General features: G+C 32.6%; 10 protein-coding genes. All 10 read right to left on the reverse strand.

Translation table 4 applies throughout. The annotated features are described in order from the left end of the window. Positions 1-121: 121 nt before the first annotated feature. The 10 genes from ABWU82_RS03165 to ABWU82_RS03210 all read right to left on the reverse strand — a co-directional run bounded on the left by ABWU82_RS03165 (position 122) and on the right by ABWU82_RS03210 (position 24,532). Positions 122-6,733: a coiled-coil domain-containing protein gene (locus ABWU82_RS03165; protein ID WP_353290054.1), complete on the reverse strand. Its 6,612-nt coding sequence runs from the start codon at positions 6,731-6,733 to the stop codon at positions 122-124. A gap of 22 nt (positions 6,734-6,755) precedes the next feature. Then, positions 6,756-13,421, reverse strand: coding sequence for a coiled-coil domain-containing protein (locus ABWU82_RS03170; protein WP_353290055.1), 6,666 nt, complete (start codon positions 13,419-13,421; stop codon positions 6,756-6,758). A 222-nt stretch (positions 13,422-13,643) separates the two neighbouring features. Next, complete coding sequence (ftsH, locus tag ABWU82_RS03175; RefSeq protein WP_353290056.1) at positions 13,644-16,043, reverse strand: ATP-dependent zinc metalloprotease FtsH; 2,400 nt, start codon at positions 16,041-16,043, stop codon at positions 13,644-13,646. Positions 16,044-16,055: 12 nt separating this feature from the next. After that, positions 16,056-16,637, reverse strand: a complete 582-nt coding sequence (gene hpt, locus ABWU82_RS03180; protein WP_353290057.1) for a hypoxanthine phosphoribosyltransferase — start codon at positions 16,635-16,637, stop codon at positions 16,056-16,058. A gap of 59 nt (positions 16,638-16,696) precedes the next feature. Beyond that, a complete protein-coding gene (gene ispF, locus ABWU82_RS03185; RefSeq protein WP_353290058.1) occupies positions 16,697-17,167 on the reverse strand; it encodes a 2-C-methyl-D-erythritol 2,4-cyclodiphosphate synthase in 471 nt (156 codons plus the stop codon). After that, positions 17,155-17,493 (reverse strand): hypothetical protein, encoded by a 339-nt coding sequence (locus ABWU82_RS03190; protein ID WP_353290059.1) that lies wholly within the window; start codon positions 17,491-17,493, stop codon positions 17,155-17,157. The genes ispF and ABWU82_RS03190 overlap by 13 nt, the downstream gene beginning before the upstream one ends. A 2-nt stretch (positions 17,494-17,495) precedes the next feature. Further along, positions 17,496-20,348, reverse strand: a complete 2,853-nt coding sequence (gene uvrA / locus ABWU82_RS03195; protein WP_420017879.1) for an excinuclease ABC subunit UvrA — start codon at positions 20,346-20,348, stop codon at positions 17,496-17,498. Further along, positions 20,332-20,646 carry a hypothetical protein gene (locus ABWU82_RS03200; RefSeq protein WP_353290061.1) on the reverse strand — a complete coding sequence of 105 codons (315 nt, stop codon included), beginning with the start codon at positions 20,644-20,646 and terminating at the stop codon, positions 20,332-20,334. The genes uvrA and ABWU82_RS03200 overlap by 17 nt, the downstream gene beginning before the upstream one ends. Then, entirely contained in the window at positions 20,633-20,983 is a 351-nt protein-coding gene (locus tag ABWU82_RS03205; RefSeq protein ID WP_353290062.1) for a hypothetical protein, read from the reverse strand. The genes ABWU82_RS03200 and ABWU82_RS03205 overlap by 14 nt, the downstream gene beginning before the upstream one ends. A gap of 93 nt (positions 20,984-21,076) precedes the next feature. Continuing rightward, positions 21,077-24,532 carry a hypothetical protein gene (locus ABWU82_RS03210; RefSeq protein ID WP_353290063.1) on the reverse strand — a complete coding sequence of 1,152 codons (3,456 nt, stop codon included), beginning with the start codon at positions 24,530-24,532 and terminating at the stop codon, positions 21,077-21,079. Positions 24,533-24,556 lie beyond the last annotated feature (24 nt).

Genomic DNA, 24,556 nt, shown 5'->3' on the forward strand with positions numbered 1-24,556 from the left:
TCTAACCAAACACTCCTTTTACGGGAGTGTTTTTTTGTACCTATAAACTTAAAATACGCAATAAAAAAGTTCATCCCTTGCGGAATGAACTAATTTATAGATTAAATATCGTTTAGAGAAACTATCATCTCATGATACCAAATCTTCATACTAAAGTAGAGTCTTGAGGTGGGTTTCATCATGTGCTTGTATATGGTACAAAGTTACCTCAAGCCGGGTTAACTTGAATTAACGTTTGATGAGTATTAGTATCCAATTTATTAAATGCTGTATTTAAAGAGGCTGTAATTGGATCAATTACACTAGGAAGCGGTTCTGTTGTATTCTCAGGATTACTGTTGTATTGACTTAAAATACCGTTAAAGTTTACATCAAACACGCAAGTGCCTAAATATGTATTAAACAATTCTTGTTGAGCGTTATTTGACAACCCTTTAAAGATAATTGATTTAACTGTATATTGAGATTTACCAACTGTGTCATTAGACGTTAATTCGGGGTCAATTCTCTTAGTATTACCAATATCTGGTTGTAACTTAATGATATTCTTTTGTCCTTCATATTCATAAGTTACTTTTTTAGTAAATGATAAAGATAATACAGCAGATGACTGAGTATAAGCATAATAAGTCATAGGATTATAGTTTCAATAATTGATTCAGTTTTGTTGTTGTACTAAACAACTATTTTTAGTCTCAGTTTGTTGACTATAAATTAACTTATAGTTAGCATATTGCGCAAAGAATTTAGCTTCATCAAGAGTGAATGGTACACCACTATAAGCTAGATAGTATAGTAATCATCATGATAATCATGAACCACCAAAGTTATTTTCTTCATCAAATCCTTTTTGGTTGGCTAAAACGTTAAACATCTTTAAGAAGTAATCGATTGGAGATACTCTTCTACCGTATGTTGTATATAAAAGTGCATCAGTTGTTAAATCATAACTTGGTTCGTTAGGATCTTTTGCTTGAATAAATTGAGCTAACGAAGGAATTGAAGTTCCGTTGTTAAACGCCAATTGCGGCACCTGCATACTTACTTTTCCAGTGATTGCATTTTTGACTTTAACTGGTGTGTTATTCGCAGTTAAACGGTGACCTTGGAAAGTAAAGGCTTCTAAAGCTCTGTGAATCATACCAGCTTTATCAAAGCTACCAAAACTATTACTTACTTTTTGACCATTATTTAGTCCCACCAATAATGGTGTTAATAAATCCACACCAGTAATATTACCATTCATAATAATCGATGTATATTGAATGTACGGATTTGAACCAACAAATGAGAAGTCCATCAATTTAGCTAATACTTCTGAGAAGTAGTTTGCTTCCGCTGAATCCTTCACAACTTCCTCTTGAGCTTTCTTTAAAGGAATTAAAGCAGTTTTATTCTTAGTAATTTGTTTTGTTAAATTATTATTTTGTGTTTGTAATTGTTGGTTAGTTTTTGTCAATTGGTCCACTTCTTTTTTGTTAGCAGCTAATTGTTTGTCGATAGCTGCTTGAGTTTTCTTCAAGTTATCATTTGTCTTTTGAGCTTCATCTCTTTGTGGAGTTAAAGTATTAACTTGATTTTGTAATGATTTCACTGTTTGAGAAGTAGCTTGAGAATTCTTTAATTGCTCTTGTAATTTTTTGATTTCTTGATTTAACTCTTTAACAGTTTGAGCTTGTTTTCCGGCGTTAGCTTTTTGTTGAGCGTTTGCATTATTTAACTCGTTGTTAATATTGTTAACATCAGAAGTTAATTTGTTGATAACCACTCTCTGAGCGTTAATCAATTTATTGTTAGCCGCCATTGGGTTATCACTGAAAGTTTTTTCAGAAGTATCACCCGCTTGCATTCTTACATCTTTAACAGTATCTAAAGCGGTCGTGTCAGTATGCAATGTTGTTTGAGCTGTTGTTAAATTGTTTTGTGCAGTTTTTACAGCGTCTTGTAATTTAATAATGTCAGCATTGCTTGCATTAGAGTCCAAAGCTTTTGCTAAATTTTGTTTTGCTTGTTGTAATGCTGCTTGTTGTTTATTTTCTGTTGTTAAATCGTTAATAACTTTTGTTAATTGTTTATTAACGTCAGCTAAACTGGCATTTTTGCCTGCTGGTCCATTTTTTAAACCTTCTAATGAATGCAGTCAAGCCTGTCATTCAGCTTTAGGTTCTAAGTTAGGGTTGGCTAATTCTTTTTTAGCTTGATTAATTAAACTATCTACGATATCACCAGTGGTTGTATTAGCTTTAATTTGGTTTTGCAATGCTTTAATTGTGGCATTATTTGAAGCAATACTTTGTGCTAGTCTGTTAGCTCCAGCAGTTTCAGTAGCTGCTTGAGCTTTTCTAATACTTGCAACATCATTCTTTAATTCTTGAGATTGTTGTTGGTTAGCTACAACTTCAGTTTTTAATAAATGAACGACTTTACTTTCAGCATCAATTAATTCTTGTTCACATGTAATAAATAAAGGAACATTGATATCTAACGATTTTAATGCATTAGCGTTTTCATCAGCAATACTACTAATAATTGGTTGGAATGGATTGTTTGCTGTTTTAGTAACACCAGCAATACCTAAATCTTTTAAAATATTTGCAATTTCTGTTTTGTTAGCAGTTAATTGAGCTTCAGTTTTTGGATTTTCGCCTTTTACTAATGTTTGGTCTAATGTACTATTGTTCTTATATAAAGTGGCCAACTTAGTCAATTGTTTTACTAAATTAGGAATAGCTGTTTGTACATTATTACTGCAATCAGCAGCTTGTTGTTGATAAGCTTTTTCGATATTGCTTGCGGTGTAAGTTAAACTATTTAAATCTTCTAAAACTTTTTTAGCTAATTTGTTAAATTCAGCAGACTTAGTCTTATCTGAATTTAATAGTTTTTTAGCTTGGTTTGCGGCATTAGTTGCCATTGTTTTGTATGTATTAACTTGTGCGTTAGCAATAGATGCTTTTTTAGTTAAGTATGGTTTTAAAACATTGTTTAAATAATTAATGATTTGTTCACAAGAATTAGCTGCAGTCAGATTATCCGCTTGTTTTTGTTTATTAACTTCAGCATTTCTTGCCTTAGCTTCTTGAGTTAATTGAGCAATTTTTTTGTTTAAATCTTGTAATTGTTTTTGAGTTTTATTTGTTAAGTTTTGTAAAGCAGTTTTATCAGCTTGAATTTGATTATTTAAAGTTTGTTCTTTAGTACTGTACTGCTTTTGTAATTGAGCGTTAGCAGCGTTTTGGTTTTTTAATGCTGCAGTATTCTTAGCAATTTCACCATTTAACTTATTAATTGCAGTTTGGTTTTTTGTGTCAATTGCATTGTTTAAAGCATCATGATCTTTATTTAATTGATTTTCTGCGTTTAATAAACCATTTTTTGCTTTGTTGATTGTGGCTTCACCATTAGTTAATTCTTTATTTAAAGCTTCAATTGTTTTATTCGCTGCTTTCACTTTGTTTTGGTCTGCAATAATTTGTTGATTAGCTTTAGTTAATGCTGCTTGAGTAACTTTAGAAATTGAACCATTTTTATCTTCTTCTTGAGCAGCTTGTTTTAAGGCGTCCGCTTTAGCTTGTTCTGCGTTAGATAAATCTGCTTGATCAGTAGATAAACCTTGGTTAACTGTAGCAATTTTATTTAATAAAGCTTTTTTAGCGGCTTGTAATTTATTTACATTAGCAGCTTGAGTAGCTACTGCATCTGCATCTTTAGCCACAGTTTGTCTTAATGGGTTTAAAGTTTTATCTTGTGGATTTTGAGCTACATCAGCTTTCATTTGTTTACTTAAAGCTTGAGCTGTTGTTTGTGCAGTTGTATTTTGTGCTACATTTTGAACTACTGTTTGAGCTTCACCGTTTGCTAAGGCGCCATTGCCAGCAGCAACTTCGCTATTAATTTTGGCGATTTTAGCATTATTAATTGCTGTTTGAGCTTGTGCATTATCATCTTTAGCACCAGCTGTTTCTTTGTTATTTTTAGCTTGGTCAGAATTATAAGAATTAGTTGCTTGATTTAAATCATTTTGTAAAGTTGATAATTTACCTATTTGTTTTGTAATTTGGTTAGCTAAATTATCTAAAACCTTTTGATCTTGGACCACTTTATCGTTAGTTGGTTTTACTTGAGCTTCATCAGCTTTAATTAATTTATTTTGAGCTGAAATTTGTGCTTCAGCTTGAGCTTTAGCTTCAGGAGTTTTCGCATTCGCTAACGCTTTTTCAGCAGCAGCTTTTGCCACGTAAGCTTTAGCTAATTTATTTTCTAAATCATGTAAGGCTGTACTGTCTTTATTTAAATCATTAAGTTTTTGTGCTTTTTCAGATTCTAAATTATTTAATTGTGCCAATGGACTTGGAGTTGCTTTTCCATCAACTGAAGAGCCGTTTACTAATTGGTTTAAAGCATCTTTAATTGCTTTAACTTTGGTTGGGTTATAGTTTTTAGCATCTGAATACTGAGCTAATTCTTTTTTGTATTGGTTTAATAAATTGTTGTAAGTTTGAGCTTGAGTTGTAGCTGCTGGAACAGCTTTTTGAGCTGCTGAAGCTACTGCTTGTGCATTATTAGCCACATCTTGAGCAATATTAGCTTGATTGTTAGCAATATTTGATAACGTATTAGCCTTAGTTTGGTTGGCATTGGCTAATGCTTTTTTAGTATTACTAATAGTGTTATTTAATTTTTGTTCTTCAGTTTGATACTTAGTTTTATTAGCCGCTAATTGTTTTTGAGTATTATCAATATTTTGGTTTAGTGACTTAATTTGTTGAGCATTTTTAACAGCTTGAGCTTTAGCTTCAGCCTGAGCTGACGCTAATTTTTTCTTAGTATCAGCTAATGAGTTTTGTAAGTTAGTTGTTTCTTCGTTGGTTAACGCTTGTTGAGCGGCAGCTAATTTTTGTTGAGCCTTACTTAAATTCACCTTATCTTGAGCGATGGTTTTTTGAATATTGCTCAGATCAGCAGAAGCAGCTTTCACTTTTGCGTCGTTTTTTACCACTTGAGCTTGAGCTTTTTCAATTTGTGCATTAATAGTTTTTAATTCGTTGCGTGCTTCATCAATTTGTTTCTTAGTAGCATTTGGATTAACTAAAACATTTTGTTGAACAATTGCTTCTTTGTAAGCATTAGCTAATTTAGTTTGTGATGCACTTAAAATTTTGTCAGCATTAGCTAAGCTGCTAAGAGCTTGAGCTTTTTTAGTTTGATTTTCACTTAAGGTTTGAGCTGCTTTTGCAACGTTTTGTGCCGCTGTAGCAATGTTAGATTGTAATTTTTGAACTGTTGGAGTAACATTTTGTGCTTTAGCTGCTGATGAAGCTGCTGCAGCTATTTTATTAGCATTATTAACCACATCAGTTGAATGTTTTGCTTGTGCAGTAGCGTAAGAACCTTCATTGTTGGCTGTATCAGCATTTTTGCTTGATACAGTTGCATTATTTAATGCTGTTTGAGCAGCGGAGTTGTCTAAGCTCTTTTCAGAATTAGCTAAGTCTACTCTGTTTTGTGTATATAACTTTTGGTTTTTATTGTTTTGATCGTTAATTAATTCATTAACGTTTTTCATCAAACTGTTTTGGTTGTCACCAATGATACTCATTTGTTTTGCCAACAATTTATTAGCACTAGCGATAGCTTTTTGTGCATTAATTGCTACTTGGTTTTGTATTTGAATTGGTTCTGATAATTTAGTAATTTTTGCATTTAAAGTTTTTAATTGACTTTGAATGCCAGCTTCTTTATCTGTGCCTAAATTTGCTTTTAGTTCTTTTAATAATTGAGCTTTTTGGTCGTAATCTTTAGCTAAAGTTGTATTTTTGTCAGATAAACTTGCACTCGCTGTTTGTGCAGTTTTGTAATCTTTAGCTAAACCTTGGTATGTAGATAACACTTTATTAATCTTAGCTACGATATTTTTTAAAGCAGCTAAAGCTTTAGCTCCGCTATGATTAGCGTTATCGTTTTTTAACTTAGGACCTAATTCATTAGTTAACTTTTGAATTAATTTTTCGTATGAAGCTTTAGTTTTAGTTCATTGTTGAACATTAGCTCCAGAATAAGCGTTGTTAAATTGTGCACTTTCTTGAGCGATAGCCGTTGCATTTTTAGCAGCAGCAGTTGCTAAATTGTTAGCATTTTGTGCTTGAGCAATTTGTGTATCAATTTGGTTAGTTTTAATTTGGTGGATTTTGGCTTTTTGCGCAGCAATTTGGTTGTTTAAACCTTCAATTTTAGCTGCATCAGCCTTTTTAGTTTCGTTATATTTATTTGTAACGTTAGCTAATTTTTGTTTTAAATTATTTAATTTATTAGTTAAATCATGAATTTCTTGTGCAGATTTAGTCTTTGTGTCAGCTAAGTCTTTTTCTAATTTTTGAATTTCATTATTTAACTTTTGAATGTTTATGTTTTGTTTTTCAATTCCAGAAGCTAATTGTTTTTTTAATTGTTCTAATTGTTTAGTATTGTTCAACAATTTATTAATTCTGTTTTGACTGTTCACCAATTGTTGTTGAACGTTATTTTTTGTACCGTTTAAACCATCAATATTATTTTTTAACAATTTAATTCTGTTATCTAATTGCTCAATCGTACTGTTTTGTTCTGATTCTGTATGGATTACTTTGTTTTGGTTAGAAGCCAAAACTGTAAAGTAAACTATGGGACCCACAGCTCCAGCAGTAACTAAACCAACAGCCGTGCCTAAAAGCGCTTTTTTTGTGGATTGTTTCATAAATTCAGTTATTCCTTATTAATTATTTTGTTGAGTTTGTCACGATGTAATCGAAGTCTAATGCTGAGTTTGATGAGTTATTAGTATTTGTGAATGTAGAAGTTCCAGGAACATTTCATAGTGTTGCTCACGATAATGATCTTGACAAGATTGAAGTAGATCAATTTGGATCATTAAATAAATTAGAGTAATTTGAATAGCTGTAAGTGCCTTGAGTTAAGTCATTAGCCGTAGCTCATAAGTCAGGTGTATAGCCACTATTGTTGTTGTAATTTCCATTACTTTTTGCATAGCCATTGAAGTTAACGTCAAAAATGATACCTTTGTTATCTGTATTTTCAAAACTTAACATTTTATTGGTAATTGAACTATTTAGTACAAAGTGATCATATTGTCCATTGCCGTCTGATACAGCTAAAGTACCTGCACCAATATCGTTTTTTACAAAAGCTCCGGTTAATAATGATTGTGGTTTAATGACATATTTTTTACCACCCCATACAATGACTGGGTTAAATGTTAAATCAATAATCGCATCTTGAGAGTTGTAGAAATATTGTTCTTGGAAACCAGAACTTGAGCCTTGAGGATATATCATTCTAAGGTCGTATCTCATATTTCCTTCAGTGTTTGTTGAAGCGATGAAATTATATCTAGCTCAATCATTAAAGAATTCTAATTGTTGAGGTGTCAATGGTTTCATCATTTCACTTGGTTTACTTGGATTTGGTAATTTATAGAATGACAATCATTGTTCTAGTCAGTAAGTTAATCATGAAGAACCTAATCTAGGATCTGTATAAGTCATACCAATATCAGTTTTATCTTTGGTGTTACCTTGGTAATTAATTACCGGTCCATAATTAGAGTTAACATTGTTATCGCTTAATAATGAGAAGTACTTCAAGAAGAACTTCAATGGGTTCATATAAGTATTAGGAATATTGTATAAGCCAGCCTTAGCTCATGTATATTGCATATAACTTGATAAGAAGTTGCTGAACGCTGAATTTAAGTTTAAGTTTTGAGATGCTACACCTTGTTGAGCTAAATAAGTAGCTAAATAACCATTACTCATATCATTATCATCAGAAGTTAATGAACTGTAGTTTAAGTAAGAAGTTGGAGTTAATTGAGTTGCAAGAGGCATGAATAAATCGAATCCAGTAGCAGCAATGTTTGCTTGAGTTGGATTGCCACTATTGAAGTAATTATTCATTTGGTTGTATGTAAACTCAGAGAATGCTTCTACGTGTTTAATAATTGCGTCTTCGTCTTTCAAGATAAAGAAAATGCTTTGGTTTGTACTATTGGCTTGATCAATTTGTTTTTGTAAATTCTTTTCAATAACTTTATTTGAATTGATTTGTGTTTGAATTGTTTCGTTATCAGTTTTTAACTTTTTAATTTGTGAATCTTTATCTGCCACAATTTGAGAGTTAGCTTTATTAGCAGCTTGAATTGTTTGGTTTTCAGATTCTAATTTCTTGGTTTCTGCTTTTAAAGATTTTATTTTAGTTTGTGAATTTTCTGCTTCTTGAACTTTCGGTTTCAATTGAGAAATTTCTTGTTCTAATTTATTCTTTTCATCAGTTAATTGAGCCAATTGTTTTTTGTTTTGTGCTGTAGTTGTTTGTAAAGTTTTGTTTGCACTATTTAAAGCGTTTTGTTTATCAGCTTTTTCTTTTTGCAAGTTTTGAATTACTTGTTGATCAGCATTATTTAAACCAATAACAGCTTTTAAAACTTTATCTTTTTGTGCTTGTAAAGCTACGTCAGCTTGACCGGCAGCAGTTTTTAACGCTTTTAATTGGTCTTGTAAATTACCAATATTTTTTTCTGCGGTTTGAACTTTTCCTAAAGCGGCTTTAGCAGCAGCATTAGCTTGATTCAATTGTTTTAAAGCAGCAGCTTGCGCTGCCACATTGCCTTTAGCGGCTTCATAAGCTTTTTGAGCTTTAGCTACATTTTCGTAAGCTGTAACTAAGTCTTTTTGAGGACCATTAGCTAAAGCAACTTCTTGTTGCGCTAAGTTCTTCATAGCTGAACTTAATTTTTCGTTTGCAGCAGCGGCTTTTTGCGCTAATGGAGCTACTCCTGCAGCGGCTTGTTTAATACTATCAATTGCTTTAGTTTGTGCTGGTGTTAATTGAGAAGTTGGACCTAAAGCTTTAGACATGTTTTGTACAACAGATTTAGCTCACGCGATTGTTGGACCGCCTTCTTGTTTGGCTTGAGCAGCAGCATTCTTAGCTTCTTTACTCATTTGAGTTTGTCTTGCTTCGTTGTGTTTAATAGCGTTGTTAGTTAAGTCAATGCTGTTTTGCGTTACAGCAGTATCGAATGGGATAGTTGGTGCGTTTGCTGCTTGTAAAGCTTTACTTAAATTATTTAAATCATCAACTAAACCTAACTTACCATTGATATTTAAATTTTCACGTTGTTGGATGTTCGATTGGTCTGTATTAAAATTGTTTTCTGCAGTAGTTGTATTTTTAAACATTGCATTAAACTTATTGATTTCAGCATTTAAAGCGGTTACTTTTTTAGAGTAAGTAGAGTATTCGCTTTGGAAATCATTGTCGTATGTGCTTGAGCTTGGGCTTAAAGCATTAATTTTATTTACTAACGAATTTAAAGCTTTATAACCTTGAGCAATTGCATTGGCTTGTGTTTCTAAAGTTTTATTTGCATTAGTTAAAGTTGTTAAATCTTTAATTGCAGATTGGTATTCAGAAACTAAAGCTTTTACTTTTGGTTGGTAAGCTTGAACGGTGCTAATTACTTTTTTATATGCTGATACTACATTAGAAGGTAAAGTAGTGTTCTTGATATCAGCGTTTAAAGAAGTTAATAATGTTGTTAAGTAATTATCTAAGTTGGTTTCTTTAGCTAAGTCTAGTTTTAATGAAACCATTTTTGCAGTTTCGTGAGTTACAACAGCTTGTAATTGTTTAGCTCAATCACTGTATAAGTTAGCAGTTGATGTGATTGTATTAGCATCAAATTTAGAGTTGTTTTCTGAGGTTTTTAAAGCATTTTCTGCAGTTTTTAATGCTTGTTCTTTTGCTGCTAATTCTTTTTTAGCTTGAGCTTCATAGCTTGCTAATTTTTTCTTAGCAGTTGCTAATTTCGCTTGTAATTGTTTAACATCGGCATTGCCTTTAGTTTGAATTTCTCCGTTAGCTTTTTTAGCAGCAGCTAATTTTTGTTCAACGTTTTGTAAGTCATTTTTCAAGTCAGCAATTTTCTTTTGGTCATTCGCTTGTTGAGCAGCTTGATTTTTGTCTTGAGCTGCTTGTAATTGGTTTTGAGCATCGTCTAATGCTTTATTTGCTTGGTTAGCCAACGTTTTTAAACCAACTGTAGCAGGATGAGCTTTAGGGTTACCATTAATTTCGTTTTCTAAATTATTTACAGCAGTAGCTTTTTGAATCACATTAGCTTGGTCTTGTTTGATTGCTGGATCAATTGTGTCTTGAATAGCTTTTTTAGCAGCAGCAATTTGTACTGGAGTTGAAGTTGGATTTGCAATAATTCCTTCTTCTTGAGCTTTTTTAGCTAAATCTTGACCTAATTGGTGTTGTGCTTGTGATAAATCGTTATTAGCTTGTTGTAACTTATTTAAAGCTTTGGCTAAATTTTGGTTAGCTGTTTTAGCTGCATCCGCTTTTTGTTCTACATTGTTAGCAGCTTGGTTAACAGCTTTTAATAATTGGTTATTAGTGTCAGTTTTTAATGCTTGCGCTGTTTTAGCTGCGACTTGAGTTGCATTGTTTTTAGCATTTGCGATTTTTGGTAATTGGTTGCTGTTGATTGAATCAGCTGCTAATTGGTTTACTTTAGCATTACTTGCACTCATTTGTGAGTTAGATTCTGCTACACCAGCATCTGCTTTTAATGGCGCAACTTTTGGTAAATGTTGAGCGTTACTTACATCATTATTTAATGCTTGTTGTAAAGCTGGAATTGCGTTGTTAGCTTTTTGTAAAGCTGCTTTAGCAGATTGAACATCTGCTTGATCATTGTGTAATTTAGCTTCATCATTAATAACTTTAGTGTTTAAAGTTTTAACTTCTGGTATTAATGATTTAATTTGGTTGTTAGCAGCAGCAATGGCTTTTTGTTCAGCAGCAATGTTTGTTTTTGGATTAGTTAACGCTTGTTCAGCTTGAGCTTTAGCTTTTAATGCATTAGCTAAAGCTTGTTCTTTTTGACTTAAAGCATTGCTATCTTTGCTTAATTGTTGTAAATCTTTGGCTTGAGTAGCAATTTTATCGTTCACGGCATTTGCAGCTTTTGTAATATCGTTAGCTGCATTAATTAACGCTTTCTTAGCTTCAGATACTTTACTGTTCTTAGTTGGATTAGTTACTGCATTAGCTTGAGACAATAAATTTTTAGCGTTGTTTAAAGCAGGAGTTTGGAAAGTTTTTGTAGCCGTTACTGCTTTAGCTTGGTCAGCGGCTGTTTTAGCTAATTGTTGTGCATTTTGTGCAGCAGCTTGTGCATTTTGAGCGTTAGCTGTATCAGCAGCTGATGCTTCTTGATGCATTTTTTGTTCAGTATCATTTAATGCTTTAGCTAATTGATTTTTTTGTTGAGTTAAACTGTCTACTTTTTGAGTAGCTTGTTTGTCGTAATTCTTTAAAGCGGTTTTAGCATCAGCCAATTTCTTTTCATCTTGTTGAATTTCAGCTTGAGCTTTTTTATTAGCAGCGGCAGCAGCGGCTTGAGTTTGAGCTAATTCTTGTTTTTTGTTAGCAATAGCTTTATTTAAAGCATTAATTTTAGCTGTATTAACATCATTAGTTAATTTAGCTTGAGCTTGAATTAATGCTTCTTTAGCTTGGTTTAAAGCTTTTTGGTTAGCGTTTAATTTAGTTTGATCGTTAACGATTTGGTTTTGTAAATCATCAATCACTTTATCTGTTGCTTGAATATCAGCGTTAGCTTTATTCGCTTTTTTATCTAAATTATCTAATTCCTTTTGAGCAGCTTGTTTTGCTGCAAGAGAAGCTTTAGGATTGTTAATAATTTCTTCTTGAGCTATTTTTTGTCCTAATAATTTAGCTAATGCTTTATTTTGTGAATTTAAAGTGTCGTTATCAGCAGCTAATTGTTTAAAACTTTTAGCTAATTGGTTGTGCAATGCTTGAGCTTTAGTTGCATCTGCTTGCACTTCTTGTGCTACTTTAATTACTGCTTTTTGATCAGCAGCAATATTTTTATCTTTTTCAGATTTATTAGAAGCTGTAGTTTTCTTGATAATGCTGTTAGCGTTTGTAATTGTTGTTTGGTTTTGAGCAGCAGCAGTTTGGTTGCTATTTGCGTTATTTGTTGCGCTAGTAGCGTTAGTGTTAGCCACAACAGCATTAGCAATAGCTAATTTTTGGCTTTCTTTATCTAAACCAATTTGTTGAGGAGTTACTGTTGGTACTTCTGCCTTATTGTAATTAGCTTGTTGTAAACCTTGTAAAGTGTTGATGTTGTCGTTTAAAATGGCTCTATTTTTATTTACATCAGCTTCAATTGGAACTAATGAATTAACACCAGCTTTTACTTTGTTTACCGCATTAACATAATTGTCATTGCTTGTTTTAACAGTTTGTACTTGGTTGTTAATTGCAGTTTGGTTAGCAGATAATTCTTTATTCACGCTAGCTTTGTCAGTTGGACTAGCTTTTAATCATTGGTTTTCTAAACTAGCTTTTTTAGTATAAAGATTTTTTAAACCAGTTAAATCATTTAATAATTGTTGTGCTAAACCTGTGTTTGGTGTCTTACCATTAGCGTTATTTAAAACGTTTAAATCTTTATTTTGTTGTTCTAGTTGGTTATTTAATTTAGTTCTTGAATTGACTAAATTATTTAAGGCTGTTAATGTCTTTTGAATTTGTGTCTTGACATTATTCGGAGTTTTCGGGTTATTTAGAATGGTTTCTAAATTCTTTTTCATTGCAGCGTAAGTGGGAGCGACAGCTTTAGAGTTAGCTAATTGAGCGTTATTGACAGCTGTTTGAGTTGGTAATTCATTATCCACCGCTTGAACATTATCAATCGCTGCTTGTATTAAACGAGCATTGTTAGTTGCTTGTTGAGCTTGGCTTTTGTGGTAAGCGTTTTGTGCATTATTTAAATCAGATTTTAATTGATCTAATTGGTGGGTTAGAGCTGTTACCTTTTGCTTTGTAGACGCTTCTTCACGTGCTAACGCTTTTTGTTGATCAGCAATAGCACTGTCAGTTTTTTGCACTGAATTATTTAAAGTATCTAACTTCGCTTTTGTATCAGCTTTTACTGTTTGAATTTGGTGTTCTAAGGCGGCGATTTGTTTGTTTAAATCGCTGATTTTATTTTTCTTTTGGTTAAAAGTGTTTTGTAAACTTTGGTCTACACTTTTAATTGCATTTTCAGATTTTGTTAATTGAGTAATTCTTTTTTCGTTGTTTTGTTGTTCTTGTTCTAAACTTTTGTTTTGGTTAGTCAAGCCTAGTTGTTGTCCAGATAGGACTTTAATGTCGCTACGTAAAACCTTAATTAAATTATTTTGGTTGTTTTCCGTATGGATTGTTTTTTCGCTCTTATGGCCTTGGAAAGCAAATCATACAGCAGGAGTCACGATTCCAGTAGCTATCATAGCCACAGATGCGGTAATCGCAAGATTCTTCAATATTTTTTTCTTCATATAATCCCTTTGGTCGTTTTAAGATATAAGTTCAATCGTTCTTAATTAAATTACTTGTTAAAAGACATTTTGTCTTTTATATATAAAATTTCAAATTTTAAATATTCTACTTGATTTAAGGCCGAAAAAATCAAGAAAAAACACGCCAAAATGTCAGAAAAAATTAGATACACAAAAAAACGTGTGAGATAATCTCAACACGTTTTTCTTGTGTATTTTTTATTATAAATTTGAATCTACTGGATTATTATTTGGACCATTATTATTGTCATCGTTTTTTGGTGATTGTTCATCATTAGATTCGTTTGAATCCGTTCCAGAGCTATCTTTATCGTTTTCATCAGAAGACTTATCATTTAATTTACTTGTGTTACTATTTAAAACTTCTGGTGGTAATTTTAAGTTTTCGTGAATGTAATCAATTTGTTCTTTTACAATCGTTTCTAACACTAATAAAGTTTCGACAATTAAATCTAATTCTTTTCTGTTCGTTAAGATAATATCTTTAGCGTTTTGGTATTCTTTTTGAATGATTGCTTCGATTGTTTCATCAGCTTCACGAGCAGTTTGTTCACTGTAAAGTTTTTGGTAAGGTTGTTGACCTTCAGAAGGAACATATTGTGTTAGACCCATTTTTGAAGTCATACCTAATTGTAATACCATCGCTCTTACAATTTGACTTACCTTGTATAAGTCGTTTGAAGCGCCGGTAGTAATCGCGTCTTTACCAAAGATGATTTCTTCAGCAGCACGGCCACCTAAAGTCATTCTAACTTGGTTTAATAAATCAACTTTTCTTTGAATACTCATTTCTTGGTTAGCTGGCGTTTGCATTGTATAACCTGCTGCATTACCTCTAGGAATGATAGTAATCTTTTGAACTACGTCTGTATTCTTAGAGTGTAAGCCAACCAAGGCGTGTCCAGCTTCATGGTAAGCAATTTGTCTACGTTCTTCTTCGTTAATTGCTCTTCCTTTTCTCGCTGGTCCACCAATAGTTCTATCAATACCTTCGTCTAAATCGTTAGTTGTAATCACTGTTTGGTTGTTTCTAACTGCTAATAAAGCAGCTTCGTTCATAACGTTTTCTAATTGCGCCCCACTGAAACCAGCAGTTCTTCTAGCGATATCTCTTAAATTAACTTTACTTGATAAGTTTTTGTTTCTTGCGTGAATCTTTAGAATAGCTTCACGGCCTTTAATATCTGGTAAAGTTACTTGAATTTGTCTATCAAAACGACCCGGTCTTAAAATGGCTTCGTCTAAAGCTTCTAATCTGTTTGTTGCAGCAATAACCACAACACCAGAGTCAGTGCTAAATCCATCCATTTCAGTCAATAATTGGTTAATAGTTTGGTCAGCTACGCCGCCACCGCCACCAATAATGTCATTTTTACCACGCTTTGAAGCTACCGAGTCAATTTCATCAATAAAGATAATTGATGGGGCATCTTTTCTAGCTTTGCTGAATAAATCTTTTACTCTCTTTGCCCCAACCCCGACTAACATATCTTCAAAAGCTGAACCAGAAATAGCATAGAATGAACAGTTCGCTTCACCAGCTACAGCTTTAGAAATTAATGTTTTACCAGTTCCGGGAGGACCGTACAACATAATACCCTTAGGCGCTCTCGCCCCCATAGCGGCATATTTTTTAGGATTTTTAACGTAGTCTACGATTTCTCTTAATTCAGTTTCTACTTCATCAATTCCGGCTACGTCTGAGAATCTCACTTTAGTCTTAGTTGGTTTTAAGTTGGTTTTACCCATACCAAAGATTGAATCTTGACCACCCATTTGTTTTTTCATCATGCTGTTAGACATTCAGAAAATTAAGATCAAGATAATAATTGGCACTAATGTTGAGAATAATGCTCATCAATTAAATCCAGCAGGCGCATAAGTTGCATTGTTATATGCAGAAGTTAAAATGTGGATAAGTGGAGATAATTGTTCGTTTAGAGCTGATACACTAGCATTTTCAATGTTTGTAGATGTAATGATTGGACCTTTGTCAGTCATTTGAACAATGATTCTGCTTTGACCAATGTGGTACACCATTAAACTATTGTCAGACGGTAACACTGTTCTGTCAACGTTTACCACAATCGGTAAACCAGCTTTAGGTTGTAATTTTAAGCTAATTTGGTTGCTTGTGCCTCTATAGTAAGCTGCTAATAAAGCCCCATTAGGGTTTGTGGCACTCAAATCAACACTATATTGTTCCCCAGTTACTCTGTCTGTAAAATCTAATACACCAGAACTAATTGTGATCGGTTTAGTAGTTATATTACCAGCTGAAACCAGTGGTAGTTGGCCAGGTGCAGTTTTTGCCTTGCTATCTAGGGTATATGAGACTGTCGGATCAGTTAGTTTAATTTCGGTTTTTCTAGTTGCATAAACAGCAATAATTGCAATGATAGCACCAAGAATCGAAACGATTAACGCTCAAATTCCCAGTTTTTTTCACAGCGTTTTCTTTTTGCTGTCATCTTTTTTACTAGACGCATTAGCTGAAGTGTTAACTTCTCCTTTTGGTTGGGCTAATTCATCACTTTTCTTTCTAGAATCATGTTTATCAAAGAGGTTATAGATTCATGATCTAAATGTAAATCTTTTCAAATTTATAATCTCCTATTTTTTTCTTTCTTTAGGGTCGTTAGAATCTCCCATATACACTTTTTCGTCAAGAATTCCGATGTATGGTAAGTTTCTTAAAATTTCTTTGTAGTCAAAACCGAAACCAACGATGAAACACATTGGAATTTCAAAACAGTAGTAGTCAGCTTCTAAATCCACTTGACGACCTTCTTTTTTGTCTAATAATGTCACAATCTTAATTGATTTAGGGTTTCTTGCTTTTAACATTTCTACAATCATTTTTAATGTTTTTGCAGTATCAATGATATCTTCTAAGATTAAAACATCTCTACCTTCAATGTCAGTTCTTAAGTCTAAAGCTAGTTCAATAATACCAGTAGATTTTGTTCCACCTTTGAATGAACTTGCTGCCATGAAATCGATTTCTAAGTCGAATGTTAACTTAGTTAAGATTTTTCCGATGAATGGAATACATCCTTTTAAAATCCCAACTACAACAGGTGTTTTACCTGCGTATTCTTTATTTAAGTAATCCGCTGCTTTTTGGATTCCTTCTTCAAGTTGTTCTTCAGTGAATAACACTTCTTTAATTCTTGGATCAATTACGTTAGCCATATTAGCTCCTTCTTCCTTTTAAATCTGCATTTTTTTGTATATATAGTTTATTAATTATATTAATATATCGTCTTTTTGTTAAGTAAGACCCCACAAAAGCATGTAATCTTCAATAGAGTTTTATCTTCAAACCGAGTAGCTTTAACGTTAATGTTTTCGGTTTGTAATTTGGTTTGTAAATAGGCTTTGATTAAACTCTTTTTGTCTTTAAACATAATCAAATCACAAACTACAGTTAAGTCTAAATTACTCACCATATAACCACGCTCATCCATTAGTGAAAGTGCTTTCTCTAGAATAATTTCAGAATCTAAATTCTTATTTTTTACATCTGTATCACTAAAATGTTCACCTAAATCTCCTAGACCTAAAGCGCCTAAAATGCTTTCGGCTACAGCGTGTAAAATTACATCTCCGTCAGAGTGAGCTACCACTTTATATTGGGTTTCAAAAATAATACCACCTAACTTTTGTTGCGTAGTTTCTGGCACTAGATTATGGTTATCAATTGAGTTACCTATTTTGAACATGTTAAGATGTTACTTTCTTGTCCAGAATATTCAAAGAATAGTACCATATCATTCTTTAACCATTCTTCTTTAAGATTATTGACACTTTGTGTAACCACTAAATAAATTGTGTTATCTTCTCACTGGTTAGTAATGCCGTATTCATCGTAGTACACGATTTTAATATTCATTTTTTCTTCTCTTAAACAGTTGAAAGCGATGCCTGCTGTTAAACTTAAACAGTTTGTACCAACCACTAAATATTTAGCATCAGGAATAATTTTTTTTAATACTTGTCAAGCACCAGTATATAAATTAATGTAATGTTCACCTTGAATTACTTTCATTTTTAATATCCTCTTTTAAATAATTTCGCTAAATATTGTCCTGTGTACGAGAACTTCTTAGACATAGCGACTTGTTCAGGAGTACCAGTGACTAAAATGGTACCACCTCTATTACCACCTTCAGGACCTAAATCAATAATGTGGTCACACACTTTAATTAAGTCTAAGTTATGTTCAATAACAATAACAGTGTCTCCGTTATTGACGATTTTGTTTAATACTTCAATTAATTTCGCTACGTCATGTACGTGTAAACCTGTTGTTGGTTCATCTAAAATATATAAAGCTTTACCTGTTGGTCTTCTTTGTAAGAATTTAGCTAGTTTAATTCTTTGCGCTTCACCACCGGATAAGACGTTTGATGGTGTTCCTAATGATAAGTAGCCTAAGCCCACTTCCATTAATAAACTTAGTTTTCTATGAATAGCTGGAACATTTTTAAAGAATTCTGTTGCTTCTTCAATCGACATTGATAACACGTCGTAAATTGATTTACCTTTAAACTTCACAGCTAAAGTTTCTTCGTTATATCTACGGCCACCACATTCTTCACATTTAATGTAAACACTTGGCAAGAACTGCATATCAATTTTGATAGTACCGTCACCTTGACACTTTTCACATCTACCGCCTTTCACGTTAAATGAGAATCTACCTTTTTGGTAACCTTTTTCTTTTGCTTCTGGCACATTCGCAAAGACGTCTCTAATATCATCAAAGACACCTACATAAGTAGCCGGATTACTTCTTGGTGTTCGACCAATTGGATCTTGAGATACTTCTACCAATTTATCAATATGGTTAGCTCCTACCAAATTCTTGTAAGGTGCATGTTCTTGGAACTGGTTAAAGTTTAAGTTAGTGATTCCTTTTGATAAAGTATCTAAAACTAAAGTAGATTTACCAGATCCTGAAACCCCAGTAACTGCAATCATTTTGCCTAATGGGAATTCAACATTCACATTTTTTAAATTATTTCCTGAAGCACCTTTTAAAATAATTTTTTTACCGTTACCACCACGACGAGTTTTAGGAATATCAATCCGCATCTTGCCTGATAAATATTGTCCCGTTAACGAATTAGGATCATTTTTCACTTGTTCTGGCGTTCCTTCAGCAATTACATTACCACCATAAACACCTGCTCCAGGTCCGATATCTACAAGTCAATCGGATTCTGCCATTGTGTCTTCATCATGCTCTACAACGATTAAAGAGTTACCTAAATCACGAATTTCTTTTAAAGTTTTGATAAGTTTTTCGTTATCTCTTTGGTGCAAACCGATTGAAGGTTCATCTAAAACGTATAACACTCCAGTTAAGTGTGAACCAATTTGGGTTGCTAATCTAATCCGTTGAGCTTCTCCACCAGATAATGTCATTGCACTTCTTGATAAAGTTAAGTAATCTAACCCAACATTAACCAAGAATTGTAAACGGTCTACAATTTCTTTCATAATTAACTTTGAAATAACCTTTTGTTCTTCAGTTAATTCCAACATTAATAAATAATCGATGGCATCTTGAATATCCATTTCGGTTAAATCAATAATGCTCTTGTCGCCCAATTTTACCGATAAAGCGGTTTCATTTAATCTTTGACCACGACAATGTTTACATTTCTTTTCTGACATGTATTTAGAGTAATATTCTCTCGCCATGTCACTAGTGGTTTCTTCGTGACGTCTTTTAACTAAATCTAAAACCCCTTCTACCATTTCGTATTGTTCATATTTTCTACCGTTAGCAGAAACCATTACAACTTCGATTGGAGTATGACTACCGTGCATTAAGATATCTCTATGTTCTTCAGATAAATCTTTGAACGGTACATCAGTAGGAATCTTGTAATGCAAGATTAAAGATTCAAATCTTTGTCAATCTAAATTAGTGGTATTCACTGTATTCTTAAAGAAGTCAATGGCTCCATCATTAATTGATAAATTCTTGTTTGGTACCATTTTGTTTTCATCAGGTTCATAAGTAAATCCTAAACCCTTACAATGTCCACAAGCGCCTAACGGGCTGTTAAATGAGAATAATCTTGGTTCTAGTTCTGGTAAACTAAAGCCGCAAATATCACATGAATAGTTTTCGTTAAATAAATGGTCTTCATCGTTGTAGTGAACAATAATCCGTCCGCCGCTACGTTTTAAAGCAGTTTCTACAGAATCGTTTAATCTTGATCTAGTTTGTTGGTCTGGTCTTAATACAATTCTGTCAATCATCACATCGATGTTGTGACGTTTATTTTTTTCAAGTTCGATTTCATCATCTAAACTATAAACTTCATCATCGATTCTGACTCTTAAGAAACCCTCTTTTTTCAACTTTTCTAATAAATCAGCGTGAGTACCTTTTTCGTTTTCAACCACAGGGGCCAATAAGATAAGTTTAGTGCCATCTTCTAATCCCACAATAAAGTCAACGATTTGTTTAATGGTTTGAGTTTTAATCACCCCGTGTCCATGAATACAGTAAGGCGTCCCAATTCTTGCATATAAGACTCTTAAATAGTCATAGATTTCTGTAATAGTTCCCACTGTTGATCTGGGATTGTTAGAAGTAGATTTTTGGTCAATGGCAATACTTGGTGATAGCCCTTCAATGGAATCCACATCTGGTTTTTCGTTACCACCTAAGAATTGTCTTGCATAACTAGATAAAGATTCTAAGTATCTTCTTTGACCTTCAGCGTAAATCGTATCAAAAGCTAATGAAGACTTTCCAGAACCAGATAATCCAGTAATTACTACTAATTTATTTTTAGGAATATTAATATCGATGCCTTTTAAGTTATTTTCCCGTGCACCTTTAATTACAATTTCGTTATCAAACTTAGCCATGTTTTTCACCTTTCTTTAATTCTTCTAAAAAGATTTCTGCTAGTTCGTTTGTTTTAAAATTATTAATTTCTTCTTGAACTTTATCAATTTTGTTCTGAATAAGTTCGTTTTTGTTTTTTTGCGAGTCGTTAAAATCTGCATTTAGCAGTTCATTTACCCGGTCCAAAACATTAAATAGGTTAGGACTTAATTGATAAATTTTCGTTAAGATAATTTTCTCAAATTGATTAAAATCTTCTGTCGACAGACTGTGCAAAACAATATAGCCTAAACCCAAGGCCACCCATAAACGGTTAACTGTTTTCATGACGTTTGCTATCTTTTTCTTCCATATAATTTTCTAAACTTTTATTTAATTGGTTTTTGTAGATATCTACATCTTTTTTATTACGTTTAATAAATGACGAAATAGCCTCTGAATTCTTTTTCAGAAGCGTTTCAGCTACGTCTACGTAACTGGAAATTTTTACAATAGCTTCTACCATTGAGTTTAGTTTTTCTGATTTATACGTTAAGTCTTCTACTAAGTAATCTAATTTTTTAGACACAATGTTGATTTTTCTAAACGCAATAATCATGTATAAGAATGCAATAATCGCTAGAACACAAACGGTTGCGATTAGTCCAATAAGTCAAGTCGGCATATTTTAATCTCCTTAATACTGTTTATTTTACTTTATAAACTGAACCAAAAAGAAAAGTATGCCCTCCAAAAAATGGGGGACATACTTTTTCAATTATTTAAAACTGATTTTACCGGTTGGTACCGGAATAATTCAGCTTAAGTTATTAGTTAATTTACAAATACCTCAACTATTTGTGTATAGTGTTGGTACTGAGAAATTAATACTAAATTTGTATAAGTACACGTCTGTGCCTCTAATTGTTAACAACACCGATGATAAATCGGTTGAGTAGTTGATGAACGGATAGTTAGAGTTGTGGAAGGCTGAACCAAATTTGAAATATTGGTTAATTTCGTGGTCTAAGTCTTTCGGTTGAGTGTAAGTCATAGTTTTTTCGCCATTTGGACCCTTAGCTGTTCAAGTCACATTGCTTTTAATCATTGCTTCTAAATAAGTTTTAAACTTCTTTTTCATGCTATTTTCTTCAATTGTGACGTTTCATAATGATCCATTTGAAACAAAGTTTTTAATTGTTGTCGCGATTGGCTGAGAATAAATTCATTCACTGTAATTAAAGTTATTACTTGTTGAAATGTTAGCCATAATCACTTTAATCATGTTCTTCCATAAGTCACCTAAGACAAAGACGTTGTTACCAACTGAATCTTTTAAGATGTGGCTTGAATCTACAGACATGAATTTATTAACTAAATATCTATATTGAACTTGTCCGTTAGCGTTAACATACGGATAAACTTGTGAATTATTTGCCGTATAAGTTAAGTTTACTGAGTTGAAAGGGCTCACGACTAATTTGGCTGGAGCTAACACATTACCCAACCCACCTTGATTAATGGTTTTTAAAGCCACTTTAATAATTGATTGAACTTCTGGGGATAAGTTAATTTTCTTACCGTTGGGACCAACTAAATTATTTAAATCTAATGGCTTGCCGTTGAAACCGATGATTTTATCTGTAGCAATTCTAATACTGTTTAAGAAGTTTACTAAAGGCATAAAGTTTCAACTAACTGTTTGTTTGAAAGCTAATCTTCAAGATTGGTCTAATGTAACTGACTTATTACCTTTGTTATAAGTGAAGTTATCTTTATTAACGGTTGCAATAATGTTATCAGTTAACATATCGGCTAAAGTAGTTTTTTGAGTACCTACTTCCACATTAAAGAAAGAGTCCACTAATTGTTTGATACTAGCAGCAGATAAACCACTGTAACTAATAGCATCAAATACACTACCAATCATTTTTAAAATTTGACTAGCCTTGCCAGGTATGGCTTGAGATAAATAAGTGAATAAAGATACATAATTAGATTGGTTAGCATCCAACGCTGGATCTAACGTTCTAATGTTCATAAACACTTTATTTAGTCCCATTTGTGAAGAAACTTCACCTGGCGGTGTTGGAGGCTCAGGAGTTGGTTTAGAATCAGTACCATTCACTTTATCGGCGTATTTAATTAATTCTGTAACTCATTTACCAATAGCGATGAAGATATCTCTTACTTGCTTATTACCAAATTCTGGTTTACTAAACGTTTGTAAGATAACTGGTAAGTTTTCAAACACAAAATCAATGATTGAAGGGTTAGTTTGTAAAGTAAACATTGCGTGTTTTAACATCGGAATTACTCATGCCAAACTTTCGTTTGTTGAGAATAATTTTTCTAATGTTGAATACAATGCCCCAACGTTTTTTACTCATTTTTCCATTTCTGGTAAAGTTTTATTAGATTCGCCGATTTGTTGAATTAATTTACTAAAGGATTCAATTTGTTTTTCAAATCCAGGAACATGAATTTCGTTTAATAAATCTACTAAATTTTTTCAGTTAAAGAAGATAAAGTTAGAAACCGGTCTTGGTGAGAAAATATTAGAAATTAACGCTGATAGCGGTTTATTATCAGTTAACACAATCAAAATATCATATAAATATGGACTTAATGATTGTAATCAATCTGCAATAGTTGGATTATTTGCTCAAGAAGTGGCAATTCCTTGAACCCCTCTTGTAAAGATGTTCATCTTATCCAACTTAACTTGTAAAGAATCAGCAACGATTTGATTTAAATTTGTTGCCGTTAAATTATTCATTGCATTATTTAAGATTGGAGCGGCTTGTAAATAAGTTGTACCCGCCACAACATTATTAACCAATGTTTTTAACGCGTATGAATATTCAAATAAGTTTAATGGTTGTACTCAATTATTTGCGTATTGCGTAATATCATTCACCATAACATTAATACTTAAATTACTAAAAGCTGTAGTCAAGTAAGCTTGATTATTAGCGTTTTTATTTTGTACTAAATAAGGCGATACTTCTGAGTTATGGAACCCAATCACTAACGATACCGTTTGTTTAGGTTGGATAGTTAATGAAGCTAAGTTATTAGGCAACGTAAAAGTTTGTGTACTGCCTGATAAGTTTTGTAATTGTCAAACTATATTACCGTTAATTTGGTTTTGGTCGTTAACCGTTAAGTTGCTACCAGTGTATACTTGAGAATTTAAGATGTTTTGACCAGCTCAAGAAGTTACTACACTCGATGTGTAAGTCTTCAAGAAATAATCCACATCTAGATTTAAGTTATCTAAATTTAAATGTTTATTGTAAGTAGTGCCATTACCAAAGTATACTTGGTTGAACTTATTAATAACGTTTTCACCGTGAATAGCGTCGTTGTAAGTTGCTAAAACTGGTTTTAGCAGCATATTCACTGAGTTAGTTGAATTATCAATGGTTTTATATGAAATCATTGAAGGTAACTCTGGTGATCAGTTAATAATCTTCTTTCAATCATTTTGAATTTTTAAGTTGGCAATGTTAAATTGAGGTTCTACTTCAGGAACAATAATTGGGTTGAAATTTAAGATCAAGTAAGAAATTCCTGAATTAGGAATAAAGATTTTATACACTAATTCTTGATTTTTACTGTTGTTAATAATTTGCTTATCGTTTTCGTCAATTACTGTTCCCACCGGAATAATACTTTGACCTAAAGATGCAATAATTTGTTGAGCAGAATAAGTACTTACTTCAGACATAGAAATGCCTTGGAAGAACTTCGACGCTTGTACTAAAATAGGTTGTACGTACTGAACATTTTTTACCTTAGGGAAGTGAATCACAATTTGGTTCACCGGGATGTTTTTAGTAGCATCGCTCGTTACTACAGGAATAGTTAGAGTATTACCGTTAGGGAAGTTTACTTTGTCATATTCAGGAACTGAATAAGCATTGAAAAACTTATTATCTGGTAAGGCTTTATTAATAGCGGTAATTAAATTAAAAGGCGTTTTGCCGTTTGTAAATTGTGCTTTTGTATCAAATTTAATTTGTTGATAACCATAAAACACGTTTTCATCAGGGAATAACAATGTAGAGTTTAAAGATAAAACTTTAGTTTCAGGCTGGTAAGAATAATCTTGAACCGTTGCGGTTGAAGAACAAGAAGATAACATAACAGCTAAAGGAGCAACCGCTCCAGTAACCGCAAGTAAACTTGCTCCAATCGCAAATGGTTTAATTCACTTTTTCTTCTTCATAATTGTGTCTTACCTCTTTAATCC

This window comes from Ureaplasma ceti, assembly GCF_040369755.1.
In the GTDB taxonomy this organism is placed as follows: Bacteria; Bacillota_I; Bacilli_A; order Mycoplasmatales; family Mycoplasmoidaceae; genus Ureaplasma; species Ureaplasma ceti.